The following is a 12,418-nucleotide window of genomic DNA, read 5'->3' on the forward strand; positions in this document are numbered from 1 at the left end:
AGCCGTGAAGGGTCCCTTCACAGTCAAATCGACTGTGAAGGGACCCTTCACGGCCGGTTTGAGGGGCGCCACGGAGTCGGCCGGACTTGCCGGCTGGGGAGTCAGCGGACGGCGGCCAGGGCCTCGGGCAGCGTGAACGCGCCCGCGTAGAGGGCCTTGCCGACGATCGCGCCTTCCACGCCGTCGCCGGACAGCGAGGCCAGCGCCCGCAGGTCGTCGAGGCTGGACACGCCGCCGGAGGCGATCACCGGGGCGTCGGTGCGGGCCGCGACCTCGCGCAGCAGCTCCAGGTTCGGGCCCTTGAGGGTGCCGTCCTTGCTCACGTCGGTGACGACGTAGCGCGACGCGCCGTCGCGGTCGAGGCGCTCCAGCACCTCCCACAGATCGCCGCCGTCCTGCGTCCAGCCGCGCGCGGCGAGCCGGTGCCCGGCCTCGGTGATCCGCACGTCCAGCCCGATCGCGACCCGGTCGCCATAGGTGGACACGGCCTTCGCCGTCCACGCCGGATCCTCCAGCGCCGCGGTGCCGAGGTTGACCCGGGTGGCGCCGGTGGCCAGCGCCGCCTCCAGCGAGGCGTCGTCACGGATACCGCCGGACAGCTCCACCCGCACATCGAGCTCGCCGACCACCCGCGCCAGCAGTTCCCGGTTGCTGCCCTTGCCGAAGGCCGCGTCGAGATCGACGAGATGGATCCACTCCGCACCGTCGCGCTGCCACGCGAGCGCCGCCTCCAGCGGGTCGCCATAGGAGGTCTCGGTACCGGCTTCACCCTGAACGAGGCGGACGGCCTGGCCGTCGGCCACATCGACGGCGGGAAGGAGCGTGAAGGTCACGCGGTCACTATAGGTGAGCCCCGAGGCCGCCCGCCGCGACACCCGCACCCGCTCTTCAGAGCGTGCGCAGCCAGTTCTCCAGCAGATGCGCGCCGGCGTCCCCGGACTTCTCGGGGTGGAACTGGGTCGCCCACAGTGGACCGTTCTCCGCCGCCGCCACGAAATCCTCACCGTGGTGGGCCCAGGTCACCTTCGGCTGCTGTCCGGGAAGGTCCGAGTCGAGTTCCCAGCGGCGCACCGCGTAGGAGTGCACGAAGTAGAACCGGGTGTCCGCGTCGAGCCCGGCGAACAGCTGCGAGTCCCCAGGCGCGCGCACGGTGTTCCAGCCCATGTGCGGGATGACATCGGCGTGCAGGCGCTCCACGGTGCCCGGCCACTCCCCGGTCCCCTTCGACTCCACGCCGTGCTCGACCCCGCGCTCGAAGAGGATCTGCATGCCCACGCAGATGCCCAGCACCGGGCGGCCGCCCGCCAGCCGCGTCCCGATGATCTTCTCGCCGCCCACGGACAGCAGCCCTTCGATGCAGGCCGCGAACGCGCCCACACCGGGTACCACCAGTCCGTCGGCTTCCAGCGCCGCATGGGGGTCTGCCGTCACCTCGACCTCGGCACCGACGCGCCGCACGGCGCGTTCGGCGGAACGAAGGTTCCCGGAACCGTAATCGAGAATCACGACGCGAGTCACCGGCTCAGTCTAGGGCGGCCCGGTCACGGCCTCCAACCGGTTTGGATTCCCGCCCCCGCGGGGAATTCCCCTGGCACTGACCCAAGGGAGTGGCCATGCTGCCGCAGAGCCGTCCGGACATCCGTCCCCGCGACGAGGACCGAGGCGCCCCCACCCGGAGAATCGTCGACCTGAGCGGGGAGCTGGCCGGCGAGCTCGAACGTCTCGAAACCGAGGAACTCGGTCCCCACGAGCTCGCCGGGCTGATGCTCGGCACGATCCGCACGGCCTCGGCACTCACCCGGATCCTCGACCGGCTGCGCGCCTGCCCGGTCCTGTCCCAGCCCGAGACCGGACCGGGCAGGCACCGGCACCACGCCGTGCGGCGCGAGCTCGACCAGGCCGCCGCGGCCGCCGAAGACCTCAAGGTGACGGCCGAGGCGCTGTTCCGGCTCCTGCCGGGCGAGATGGTCGTGCCTAACGGAAGAAGGCCCGGGCCGCGGCCGTGATCCCGGCCACGTCGAGCCCGTGGACGAAGTCGTGGTCGGTGACCTCGCCGTACTGACGCACCTCCACGTCCCGCTGCGTGCCCAGTGAACGCAGGCGATGCGGCACGTCCGCGAGCGCCTCGCCCACGTGGTGCGCGGAGGTGCCCGCCTGGTACGGCTCGACCAGCATGACGTCGGCGACCTCCCCGAGGGCCGCCCGCAGCCCGGCGGCGTCGAACGGCCGGATCGTCGCGGCGTACAGCACGGTCACGTCGAGCCCCTCGGTCGCGGCGAGCACGCGATCCAGCATCGGCCCCACCGCCAGCACCACTCCGCGCGTGCCCTGGCGGAGCGTCAGGAAACCCGCACCGAGGTGGGCACGGGCGTTGGCCTGGCTGCTCAGCCTGAGGTACACGCGGCCGTCGCCCGGCAGTGATTCGAGCAGCAGCCGACGCGCCTCCTCGGGATGCCCGGGCACGTGCACCGTCCAGCCGGGCACGGTGTCCAGCAGCGCCACGTCCGCCGCCGAGTGGTGCGTGCGGCCCGCGGCCGCCATGTCGTAGGACGCACCGGAGGAGACCAGCACGGCGCCGACGCCCTGATGGCACAGATCGAGTTTGATCTGCTCGTACGGGCGTTCGACGAGGAACGGCGGGAAGGTGTGCGCCACCGGGCGCATCCCGGTCAGTGCCAGCCCGCCGGTCACCCCGATCAGCGCCTGCTCGCGGATGCCCACGTTGAGCACCCGGTCCGGATGCCTTCGCTGCGCGGCGAGCACGGGCCCGGTTCCCGCCGAGATGTCGGCCAGCACCAGGACCAGCCGAGGATCGACGGCCAGTGCTTCCTCCATTGTGGACAGGAAAGTGGTCCGCATGTCCATGGACTTCCCCCTTTTCACCGCTGGCCGGACTTGGGTTCGACGACCGCGACCACGCACAGCGGGCGCCGGGGGTGTGGGGTGGTGAACGCCTCGTACAGCGCCTCGTGATCCCGCCCGTCCACGGTGGCCGTCGCCCAGCCCTCGATCGCGAACCGCTGCGCGATGCCGCCCGGCCAGCCCCGCGTCGCCGACCGGTTGTCGATCACCACCGCGGTCAGCTGCCCCATCGACTCCCGTGCGGCGAGCACGATGGCCTCGTGGTTGCTGCCCTCGTCGAGTTCGGCGTCGCCGACGAGCACGAAGACCTTCGAGCCGATCCCCTGCGCGCGCAGCCCGTACACGGTGCCCACGGCCAGCGGCAGGCCGTGCCCGAGCGATCCGCTGGAGATCTCCACCCCCGGCACCCGGTTGCGGTCCGGGTGCTGCCCCAGCCGCGACCGCACCGACGCCCAGTCGTCGAGTTCCTCCGGCGCGATGAACCCCTTGGCCGCCAGCACCGCGTAGTACGCCATCGGGCCGTGCCCCTTGGACAGGAGGAACCTGTCGCGGCGAGGATCGTGGACGGTGTCCGGCGTCACGTCCAGCACGCGGTCGTAGAGCACCCAGAGAACATCCAAAGTGGACTCCGAGGCCGCCGCGTGCTTCTCGTCACCGGTCATCCGGGCGATCAGCGCGGGCAGGCCCGCATCGGTCGAGGTCATCATGCCGCCACGGTGCAACCTCGACCAAGGTCGAAGTCAAGGCTAGGCTGGTGCCGTGACCAAGCTTGCCGACCACCTCAGCATCGGTCAGGTCGCGGAACGCAGTGGCGTACCGCACACCGCGCTGCGGTTCTACGAGGACCGGGGACTCATCTCGTCCGAGCGCTCCGCGGGCAACCAGCGCCGCTACCCGCGCTCGGTGCTGCGCCGGATCGCGTTCATCCGTGCCGCCCAGCGCGTGGGGCTGAGCCTGGAGGAGATCAGCGCCGCGCTGGCGACCCTGCCCCGCGACCACGCCCCGACGAAGGCCGACTGGTCCAGGCTGTCCCGGACCTGGCAGGACGAACTGGACGCCCGCATCGACGCCCTGCAGCGGCTGCGCGACCGGCTCACCGGCTGCGTCGGCTGCGGCTGCCTCTCCCTGCGCGTGTGCGGCCTGTACAACCAGGACGACCAGATGGCCCGGTTCGGCCCCGGCGCCCGGCTGCTGAAACCGGCCATGGAGGGCGGGGCGTAAAAGCACTGGCGGGGGCATCGGGGTTCGTGAGCCAATGGCGGCACGATGGAACAAGCAAGACTGGTTCGCGTGTCCAAACGCCTTTCCCGGCATCTGAGGCACGACCCCGCCGCGATCGGGCTGGCCCTGCAGCCGGGGGGCTGGGTCGAAGTCGGACTCCTCCTCGCCGCGCTCGCCCGGCACGGCCTGCCACTCACCCGCGACGAACTCGCGGAGGTGGTGGCGCACAACGACAAACAGCGGTTCGCCTTCAGCGAGGACGGGACCCGGATCCGGGCCAACCAGGGGCACAGCGTGCCCGTCGACCTCCGGTTGCCGCTCGCGCAGCCCCCGGAAATCCTCTACCACGGCACGGTCGCCAAGGTGCTGCCCGCGATCCGTGAGGCGGGCCTGCTGCCGATGAACCGGCACGACGTGCACCTTTCGGCGGACCGGGAAACCGCGATCCGGGTCGGTTCGCGACGGGGAAGACCGGTGGTGCTGGTGGTGCCGGCGGGTGAGATGGCCCGCGCGGGGCACGAGTTCCGGGTGAGCGCCAACGGAGTCTGGCTCACCTCACACGTGCCACCCGGGTACCTTCGCGGTGCCGGGATGGATCCCCGTTGAGCCACAATGAGGTCGTGCACATCAGGCCGGCCGATGTGATGGACGCGGACAGCGTCTTCGACCTGCTCCGCGAGTTCGCCACGAGCTACCCGGCCCGGCGGCCCGAGTTCGACCGGAACTACGAGCGGCTGCTGGCGGCGATGACCTACGACACCACCGACTTCCTGGTGGCCGAGGACGGCGGGCAGGTGATCGGCTACGCGCTGGCCGCGCGGTTCCTGGTGCTCTACGCCAACGGCTGGGTCAGCGAACTGCAGGAACTCGTCGTGACACCGTGCCGCCGGGGGCAGGGCGTGGGCCGGAAGCTGGTGGAAGCGGTGGTGGCGCGGGCCCGCGCCACGGGCGCCGCCGAGGTGACCGTGCCGACCCGGCGCGCCCGCGACTACTACCGCAGGCTCGGCTTCGTCGAAACCGCCTCGTTCCTCAAGCTCGAACTCAGCTGACCCGGCGGGGCCTGCCCAGCAGCCTGCGCCCGACGTCGAGCAGCTGCTCGCGCAGGGTGTCGTCGTCGACGCCGGCGAACTGGGGCGATCCCCCGGCCAGGGCGATGCCCGCGACGGCGACGTGGGCGGCGACCATGCGGTTCAGGTCGCTCTCCTCGCCCACCAGGATGCCGAGAATCCGGACGCTGAAGTTCTCCTCCGGCGAGGTCCAGGTGCGGGCGAGCGCCCGTGCGATCCCGGGATCGCTGCTGAACAGCGCCACCAGCGCCCGGTGCCGCACCACGGTGTCCACGAAACCGGTCAGCAGGTGGTCGATCCGGGCGCCCCGGCGGCGCAGGCGCGAAGCCTCGTCGATGACCTGGCCGAGCTCGCGCAGTCCGGGTTCCGCGACGGCCTCGACGATCTCGTCCTTGGTCTTGAAGTGGTAGTAGACGGCCGCCTTCGTCACGCCCAGCGCGTCGGCGATCATCTGCAGGGAGGTGCCCTCGACGCCGTGTTCGGTGAACAACCGGAGCGCGGTGGCGAGCAGGCGGGTGCGCGTGTCTTCCTGCGTAGCCGGTCCGGCTGCCATCGAACCTCCTCGTAAGCGGCTGCCTCGGGCCGCGAAGCAGCCCGCAGAATACGGGTGTACCCCTCCACTCGCAACCAAACCGCTAACCGATCGGCTAGCGCATCCTCGCGTTTCCTTTCCCGTGAAGGGTCCCTTCACAGCTGATAGGGCCGTGAAGGGACCCTTCACGGTCTCCTCGCAGCCCCGAGGTTGCTTGCCGTGCGGCAAGTCACATACTTGCCGATCGGCTTGTAAGCGTGCTTGCCGATCGGCTAGCTTGGCGGGTACCGACCACCGACGGACAACCGAATGGAGCCGTGCCCGTGGCCACCCTTCTGTACCGGCTCGCCCGCTTCTCCTTCCGCCGCCGCTGGCTCGTCGCCGCCGTCTGGCTGGCCGTCCTCGCCGGGCTCGGGCTGGGCGCGACCACGCTGTCCGGCCACATGACGAACTCCGTCACCATCCCCGGCACCGAGGCCCAGCGAGCGATCGACCACCTCAAGGAACGCTTCCCCCAGGCCGGGGTCGGCGGCGCCACCGCGCGCGTCGCCATCGTGGCCCCCGACGGGCAGAAACTGACCGACCCCGCCAACCAGGCCGCCGTCGAACGGCTCGTGGCCGCTCTCAGGACCGCACCCAAGGCCCGCGGGGTGGTGGATCCGTTCCAGGCCAGGGCGATCTCCCCCGACGCGCGCGTGGCGCTGGCACAGGTCGGCTACGGCGTGCAGGCCTCCGAACTGACCGCGAGCGACCGGGACGCGCTGCAGGCGCCCGCGATCGCGGCGCGCCAGGCCGGCCTGACCGTCGAGTTCGGCGGCGACGCCATCCAGGGCATGCCCGAGACGGGCGCGACCGAGGGCATCGGGGTCGTGGTCGCCGCGATCGTGCTGACCGTGACCTTCGGCTCGCTGCTCGCCGCGGGCCTGCCGCTGCTGACCGCGCTGATCGGGGTCGGCGTCGGCATGGCGGCGATCCTGACCGTGTCCGGATTCGTCGAACTCAACTCGAACACCCCGATCCTCGCGCTGATGCTCGGCCTCGCCGTCGGCATCGACTACGCGTTGTTCATCGTGTCCCGGTACCGGCACGAGCTCAGCGAGGGCCACGAGCCGGAGGAGGCGGCGGCCCGCAGCGGCGGCACGGCAGGCTCCGCCGTCGTGTTCGCCGGCCTGACCGTGATCATCGCGCTGGCCGGTCTCACCGTGATCGGCATCCCGTTCCTCGCGCAGATGGGGATCGCGGCCGCGGCCACCGTCGCCGTCGCGGTGCTGATCGCGCTGACCCTGCTGCCCGCGATCCTCGGTTTCGCCGGGCGCAAGGTGCTCGGCAAGCGCGTCCGGGACGACGACCGCAGCACGCACGGCCAGCGCTGGGCCGCCTTCGTCGCGCGGCACCGGGTGCCGGTGCTGCTCGTCGCCGTGGCCGGGCTGCTGGTGATCGCCGTCCCCGCGCTGAGCATGCAACTCGGCCTGCCCAACGACGCCACCGCCGCTCCCGGCTCGACCCAGCGCAAGGCCTACGACCTGGTCACCTCCGGTTTCGGCCCCGGCGCCAACGGCCCGCTGCTCGTGGTGGTCACCGCCACCGCCGACGCCACCACCGCCGCCACCACCCAGGCCGCCGACGAGATCGTGCGGCTCGGCGACGTCGCCGCGGTGACCCCGGCGCAGTACAACGCGCAGCACGACACCGCGATGTTCACCGTGCTGCCGAAGAGCGGCCCCAGCGACAAGCGGACCGAGGAACTGGTCGCCCAGATCCGCGCCCTGCCGGTGACCGGCAAGGCCGAGCTCGCCGTGACCGGGCAGACCGCTTTGCAGATCGACGTCTCGGACAAACTCGCCGGTGCGATGCTGCCCTACCTCGCCCTGGTCGTCGGCCTGGCCTTCGTGCTGCTCACCCTGGTGTTCCGCTCACTGATCGTGCCGCTCAAGGCGACCCTGGGCTTCCTCGGCTCGGTCGCGGCGACCTTCGGCGCCGTCGTGGCCGTGTTCCAGTGGGGATGGCTGAACAAGGCGCTGGGCGTGGCCTCCACCGCGCCGATCATGAGCATGCTGCCCATCCTGCTGATCGGTGTGCTGTTCGGGCTGGCCATGGACTACCAGGTGTTCCTGGTGACGCGGATGCGCGAGGAGCACGTGCACGGCGCCGAACCGCGCCAGGCGATGATCACCGGTTTCCGCCACGGTTCCCGCGTGGTGGTCGCCGCCGCGCTGATCATGATCAGCGTGTTCGCCGGGTTCGTGCTGTCGGACACCACGCTGATCCAGTCGATCGGGTTCGCGCTCGCGTTCGGCGTGGCGGTCGACGCGTTCGTGGTCCGGATGACGATCGTGCCCGCGGTGATGGCCCTGCTCGGCAAGCACGCGTGGTGGCTGCCGCGCTGGCTGGACCGGATCCTGCCGAACGTCGACGTCGAGGGCGAAAGTCTCACCAAGCGCCTGGAACAGCGCGAACTCGAACCCACCGGGCGCTGACCCCGGCCCGGGCGGTGCCGTGAAGGGTCCCTTCACAGTCAAAACGACTGTGAAGGGACCCTTCACGGCCTTCCGGGCGTTAGCCGCGCGTCAGCCCACGAACCAGGCGACGGCGCCGCCTATGGCGAGCAGGGTGGCCAGCAGGAGCGCGCCCGCCATCAGCTTGGCGGTCTTCCACGTGGCATACACGCCACCGGCCAGAAAGCCCGCCAGCGCGACCAGCAGGACGCCCACGATCTCCTTGTTCACAGCACACCCTTGGTCGACGGAATGCCCCCGGCCCGCGGATCGGGCTCGGTGGCCGCGCGCAGCGCCCGCGCGATGGCCTTGTACTCGGCCTCGGCGATGTGGTGCGGGTCCCGCCCGTGCACCACGCGGACGTGCAGCGCGATCTGCGCGTGGAAGGACAGGGACTCGAACACGTGGCGGTTCAGCACGAACGGGTAGTTCCCGCCGACGGTGAACGTGGTGAACTCGGGCGGCTCGCCCACGTGCACGCAGTACGGACGGCCCGACACGTCGATCGCGGCGTGGGCGAGGGTTTCGTCCATCGGGATCCAGGCGTCGCCGAACCGGCGGATGCCCTTCTTGTCCCCGAGCGCCTGGCGGATCGCCTGTCCCAGCACGATCGCGGTGTCCTCCACCGTGTGGTGCGCGTCGAGGTGCACGTCACCGGTCGCCTGGACCCTGAGGTCCAGCGAACCGTGCACCCCGAACGCGTGCAGCATGTGGTCGAAGAACGGCACCCCGGTGGAGATCTCCACCTCGCCGGTGCCGTCGAGGTCGACCACGACCGAGATCGAGGACTCCTTGGTGGTGCGGTCCACCTTGCCGACCCGGTTCACCGGGGCACCTCCTTGCTCGCCGCCAGGAACGCGTCGTTCTCCTCCGGGGTGCCGATACTCACCCGCAGATGCCCCTCGATCCCGACGTCGCGGACCAGCACCCCGGCGTCCACATAGGACTTCCAGCTGGCCTTGGCGTCGCCGAACTCTCCGAAGAGGATGAAGTTCGCGTCGCTGGGGACCGGGATGAAACCCAGTCCCCGCAAGGCTTCCGCCACCCGCTCGCGCTCGGCGGACAGCTTGGCCACCGAGGCCAGCGTGGCGTCCGCGTGGCGCAGGGCGGCCCGTGCCGCGGCCTGCGTCAGCACCGAAAGGTGGTACGGCAGCCGCACGAGCTGCAACGCGTCCACGACCGCGGGCGCCGCCGCGAGGTAGCCGAGGCGTCCTCCGGCGAAGGCGAACGCCTTGCTCATCGTGCGCGAGACGATCAGCTTGGCCGGGTAGGCGTCGAGCAGTTCCACGGCGCTGCGGCGCGAGGAGAACTCGGCGTAGGCCTCGTCGACCACCACGATGCCGGGTGCGGCCCGCAGCACCGGTTCCAGTTCCTCCAGCGGGATCGAGCCGCCGGTCGGGTTGTTCGGGCTGGTGACGAACACGATGTCGGGGCGGCGCTCGGCGACGATCACGGCCGCCTCGGCGGTGTCGAGGGAGAAGTCGGCGCGACGCGGGGTGGGCACCCATTCGGTCCGGGTGCCCGCCGAGATGATCGGGTGCATCGAGTACGACGGCTCGAAGCCGAGCGCGGTGCGCCCCGGACCGCCGAAGGCCTGCATGATCTGCTGCAGCACCTCGTTCGACCCGTTGGCCGCCCACAGGTTCCGTTCCGACAGCGCCACCCCGGTCGAAGCCGACAGGTAACGGGCGAGGTCCTGGCGCAGGGCGACGGCGTCGCGGTCGGGATAGCGGTGCAGCTCCTGGGCGGCCTCGCGGACCGCCGCCGCCACGTCGTCCACCAGTTCCGGCGGCGGCGGGTACGGGTTTTCGTTGGTGTTGAGCCGGATCGGCACGTCCAGCTGCGGCGCCCCGTAGGGGCTGCGGCCCCGGAGGTCCTCCCGCAACGGCAGGTCGGCCAGGGTCACGTCGTCGGCGGTCACCGGGCCCCCTCCGCCGGGAAACGCGCCGTCACGGCCTCGCCGTGGGCGGGCAGGTCCTCGGCGTTGGCCAGTGCCACCACCTTGCCCGCGACCTCGCGCAGCGCGGCTTCGCTGTAGTCGATCACGTGGATGCCGCGCAGGAAGGTCTGCACCGACAGGCCCGAGGAGTGGCGGGCGAACCCGCCGGTGGGCAGGACGTGGTTGGACCCCGCGCAGTAGTCGCCGAGCGACACCGGCGCGTACGGGCCGACGAACACCGCGCCCGCGTTGCGCACCCGGGCGGCGACCGCGCGGGCATCGGCGGTCTGGATCTCCAGGTGCTCGGCGGCGTAGGCGTCCACCACCTTCAGCCCGTCGTCCACAGTGGACACCAGGACGATGCCGGACTGCCTGCCGCGCAGCGCCTGGAGGACACGTTCCGAATGCTTGGTCGCGGCGGCCCTGGTCGCCAGCTCGGCGTCCACCGCGTCGGCCAGCTCCGCGGAGGTGGTGACCAGCACGCTCGCCGCGAGCGTGTCGTGCTCGGCCTGGCTGATCAGGTCCGCCGCGACGTGACCGGGGTCGGCGGTCTCGTCGGCGAGGATCGCGATCTCGGTCGGCCCCGCCTCCGAATCGATGCCGATCAGTCCGCGCAGCAGGCGCTTGGCGGCGGTCAGGTAGATGTTGCCGGGGCCGGTCACCATGTCGACCGGGGTCAACTCGGCGCCGTCGGTGTCGGTGCCGCCGTAGGCGAGCAGGGCCACCGCCTGCGCGCCGCCGACCGCCCAGACCTCGTCCACGCCCAGCAGCGCGGCGGCGGCCAGCGTGGTCGGGTGGGGCAGGCCACCGAACTCGGCCTGCGGCGGTGAGCACAGCACCAGCGAGCCCACCCCCGCGGCCTGCGCCGGCACCACGTTCATCACGACGCTGGAGGGGTAGACGGCCAGCCCGCCCGGGGCGTAGAGGCCGACCCGCGCCACCGGCACCCAGCGCTCGGTCACCGTGCCGCCCTCGACGACCCTCGTGGTCACGTCGGTACGGCGCTGGTCCGCGTGCACCTTCCTCGCCCGGGCGATCGACTCCTCGATGGCCTCGCGGACCGTCGGATCCAGCTCCGCGAGCGCGCGGTCCAGTTCCCCGGCGGGCACCCGGACCGTTTCCGGGCGGACGCGGTCGAACCGCTCGGTGTACTCGAGCGCGGCGTCGACACCGCGTTCACGAATCGCCTCCACCAGCGGACGCACCTGATGGAGCGCGGCATCCACGTCGATCTCGGCGCGCGGCAGCGTGGCGCGCAACTCGGCGGGTGACGGGACCTTTCCGCGCAGGTCGGTGCGATTCAGCATGGTTCTAGGGTACGAGTGGGGACCACATCGGCGGCCAGGAGGTAGGCGTGCTGCGAATCGGCTTGTGTCAGCTCACATCCAGCGACGATCCGGCGGAGAACCTCGGACTGATCCGGGACGGCGTGACCAGGGCGGCGGCCCGGGGCGCCCGGGTCGTGGTGTTCCCGGAGGCCGCCATGGCCCGGTTCGGCGTCCCACTGAAGCCGCTCGCCGAGCCGGTGGACGGGCCGTGGGCCAAGGCGGTGGCCCAGATCGCCGGTGAGCACGACGTGCTGGTGGTCGCGGGCATGTTCACCCCGTCAGACGACGGCCGCGTCCGCAACACCCTGCTCGTCACCGGGCTGGGCGAGCACACCGGCTACGACAAGATCCACCTCTACGACGCGTTCGGCTTCCGCGAATCGGACACCGTGGCGCCCGGTGCGCAGCCGCTCACGCTCACCGTCGACGGCGTCACCCTCGGCTTCGCGACCTGCTACGACCTCCGGTTCCCCGAACTGTTCCGCACACTGGCCGACCGGGGCGCGACGGCCGTCGTGGTACCGGCCTCGTGGGGTGCCGGGGAAGGCAAGCGCGAACAGTGGGAGGTGCTGGTGCGGGCCCGCGCCCTGGACACCGGCTGCTGGGTCCTGGCCTGCGACCAGGCCGATCCGGCGGCGAGCGGCACCGAGGTCAACCCGAAGGCGCCGACCGGCATCGGTCACTCGGCCGTGGCCGACGGCTTCGGCCGCGTGCACGCCCTCCTGGGCGCCGGACCCGATCTGCTGGTGATCGACATCGACCCCGGGGTCACCGGGAAGGCGCGTGCCGCCACCGGCGCGCTGGCCAACCGCCGCCTCGGCTGAGCGGCGGCCCGTCAGCCGACGGGGACGGGCGCCAGGGCGGCGGCGCCCGTCAGGTGGCTGCTGCGGTGGGCGAGGATCCAGATCCCGGCGACGATGACGACGGCCGCGAACAGCTCCCCGGTCAGCACGGCGGGCCCGGTCACCGCGGTC

15 protein-coding genes are annotated in these 12,418 nt (G+C 71.7%); 6 read left to right on the forward strand and 9 right to left on the reverse strand.

Going from position 1 to position 12,418, the window contains the following annotated elements; all coding sequences use genetic code 11:
* Nucleotides 1-101: 101 nt before the first annotated feature.
* Together priA and hisH are read right to left on the reverse strand one after the other, a co-directional pair.
* A complete protein-coding gene (gene priA / locus FNH05_RS19535; protein ID WP_144590142.1) occupies nucleotides 102-833 on the reverse strand; it encodes a bifunctional 1-(5-phosphoribosyl)-5-((5-phosphoribosylamino)methylideneamino)imidazole-4-carboxamide isomerase/phosphoribosylanthranilate isomerase PriA in 732 nt (243 codons plus the stop codon).
* Between the two features lie 55 nt (nucleotides 834-888).
* Nucleotides 889-1,518, reverse strand: coding sequence for an imidazole glycerol phosphate synthase subunit HisH (gene hisH / locus FNH05_RS19540; protein ID WP_144590143.1), 630 nt, complete (start codon nucleotides 1,516-1,518; stop codon nucleotides 889-891).
* Nucleotides 1,519-1,613: 95 nt separating this feature from the next.
* On the opposite strand from hisH, the gene FNH05_RS19545 reads away from it, so the two are divergent.
* Complete coding sequence (locus FNH05_RS19545) at nucleotides 1,614-2,006, forward strand: hypothetical protein (RefSeq protein ID WP_246127838.1); 393 nt, start codon at nucleotides 1,614-1,616, stop codon at nucleotides 2,004-2,006.
* Here the strand turns inward: FNH05_RS19545 and FNH05_RS19550 are convergent.
* Together FNH05_RS19550 and FNH05_RS19555 are read right to left on the reverse strand one after the other, a co-directional pair.
* Nucleotides 1,975-2,865: a transketolase family protein gene (locus FNH05_RS19550; protein WP_144590144.1), complete on the reverse strand. Its 891-nt coding sequence runs from the start codon at nucleotides 2,863-2,865 to the stop codon at nucleotides 1,975-1,977. The genes FNH05_RS19545 and FNH05_RS19550 overlap by 32 nt on opposite strands.
* A gap of 14 nt (nucleotides 2,866-2,879) precedes the next feature.
* Entirely contained in the window at nucleotides 2,880-3,569 is a 690-nt protein-coding gene (locus FNH05_RS19555) for a thiamine pyrophosphate-dependent enzyme (protein WP_144590145.1), read from the reverse strand.
* Nucleotides 3,570-3,621: 52 nt separating this feature from the next.
* Between FNH05_RS19555 and soxR the strand changes: the two genes are divergently transcribed.
* From soxR to FNH05_RS19570, 3 genes are read left to right on the forward strand one after another with little or no spacing between them, the layout of a single operon-like run.
* Entirely contained in the window at nucleotides 3,622-4,083 is a 462-nt protein-coding gene (gene soxR, locus FNH05_RS19560; protein WP_144590146.1) for a redox-sensitive transcriptional activator SoxR, read from the forward strand.
* Between the two features lie 45 nt (nucleotides 4,084-4,128).
* Nucleotides 4,129-4,689, forward strand: a complete 561-nt coding sequence (locus FNH05_RS19565; protein WP_144590147.1) for an RNA 2'-phosphotransferase — start codon at nucleotides 4,129-4,131, stop codon at nucleotides 4,687-4,689.
* A gap of 14 nt (nucleotides 4,690-4,703) precedes the next feature.
* Nucleotides 4,704-5,132: a GNAT family N-acetyltransferase gene (locus FNH05_RS19570; RefSeq protein ID WP_144590148.1), complete on the forward strand. Its 429-nt coding sequence runs from the start codon at nucleotides 4,704-4,706 to the stop codon at nucleotides 5,130-5,132.
* On the opposite strand, the gene FNH05_RS19575 is transcribed toward FNH05_RS19570, so the two are convergent.
* Nucleotides 5,125-5,703 (reverse strand): TetR/AcrR family transcriptional regulator, encoded by a 579-nt coding sequence (locus FNH05_RS19575; protein WP_144590149.1) that lies wholly within the window; start codon nucleotides 5,701-5,703, stop codon nucleotides 5,125-5,127. The two genes, FNH05_RS19570 and FNH05_RS19575, sit on opposite strands and share 8 nt — an antisense overlap.
* A 302-nt stretch (nucleotides 5,704-6,005) precedes the next feature.
* Between FNH05_RS19575 and FNH05_RS19580 the strand changes: the two genes are divergently transcribed.
* Entirely contained in the window at nucleotides 6,006-8,159 is a 2,154-nt protein-coding gene (locus tag FNH05_RS19580; RefSeq protein ID WP_144590150.1) for an MMPL family transporter, read from the forward strand.
* Between the two features lie 90 nt (nucleotides 8,160-8,249).
* Here the strand turns inward: FNH05_RS19580 and FNH05_RS38155 are convergent, their stop codons facing one another.
* The 4 genes from FNH05_RS38155 to hisD are packed head-to-tail and all read right to left on the reverse strand — an operon-like array spanning nucleotide 8,250 to nucleotide 11,423.
* Nucleotides 8,250-8,408, reverse strand: coding sequence for a hypothetical protein (locus FNH05_RS38155; RefSeq protein ID WP_186382632.1), 159 nt, complete (start codon nucleotides 8,406-8,408; stop codon nucleotides 8,250-8,252).
* Nucleotides 8,405-9,004 carry an imidazoleglycerol-phosphate dehydratase HisB gene (gene hisB / locus FNH05_RS19585; protein ID WP_144590151.1) on the reverse strand — a complete coding sequence of 200 codons (600 nt, stop codon included), beginning with the start codon at nucleotides 9,002-9,004 and terminating at the stop codon, nucleotides 8,405-8,407. Before hisB ends, FNH05_RS38155 begins: the two co-directional genes overlap by 4 nt.
* Nucleotides 9,001-10,098 (reverse strand): histidinol-phosphate transaminase, encoded by a 1,098-nt coding sequence (locus FNH05_RS19590; RefSeq protein ID WP_144590152.1) that lies wholly within the window; start codon nucleotides 10,096-10,098, stop codon nucleotides 9,001-9,003. The genes hisB and FNH05_RS19590 overlap by 4 nt, the downstream gene beginning before the upstream one ends.
* Entirely contained in the window at nucleotides 10,095-11,423 is a 1,329-nt protein-coding gene (gene hisD, locus FNH05_RS19595) for a histidinol dehydrogenase (RefSeq protein ID WP_144590153.1), read from the reverse strand. The genes FNH05_RS19590 and hisD overlap by 4 nt, the downstream gene beginning before the upstream one ends.
* A 47-nt stretch (nucleotides 11,424-11,470) precedes the next feature.
* Between hisD and FNH05_RS19600 the strand changes: the two genes are divergently transcribed.
* Nucleotides 11,471-12,268 carry a carbon-nitrogen hydrolase family protein gene (locus tag FNH05_RS19600; protein WP_144590154.1) on the forward strand — a complete coding sequence of 266 codons (798 nt, stop codon included), beginning with the start codon at nucleotides 11,471-11,473 and terminating at the stop codon, nucleotides 12,266-12,268.
* Nucleotides 12,269-12,418 lie beyond the last annotated feature (150 nt).

The organism is Amycolatopsis rhizosphaerae, from assembly GCF_007713715.1.
Classification (GTDB): Bacteria; Actinomycetota; Actinomycetes; order Mycobacteriales; family Pseudonocardiaceae; genus Amycolatopsis_E; species Amycolatopsis_E rhizosphaerae.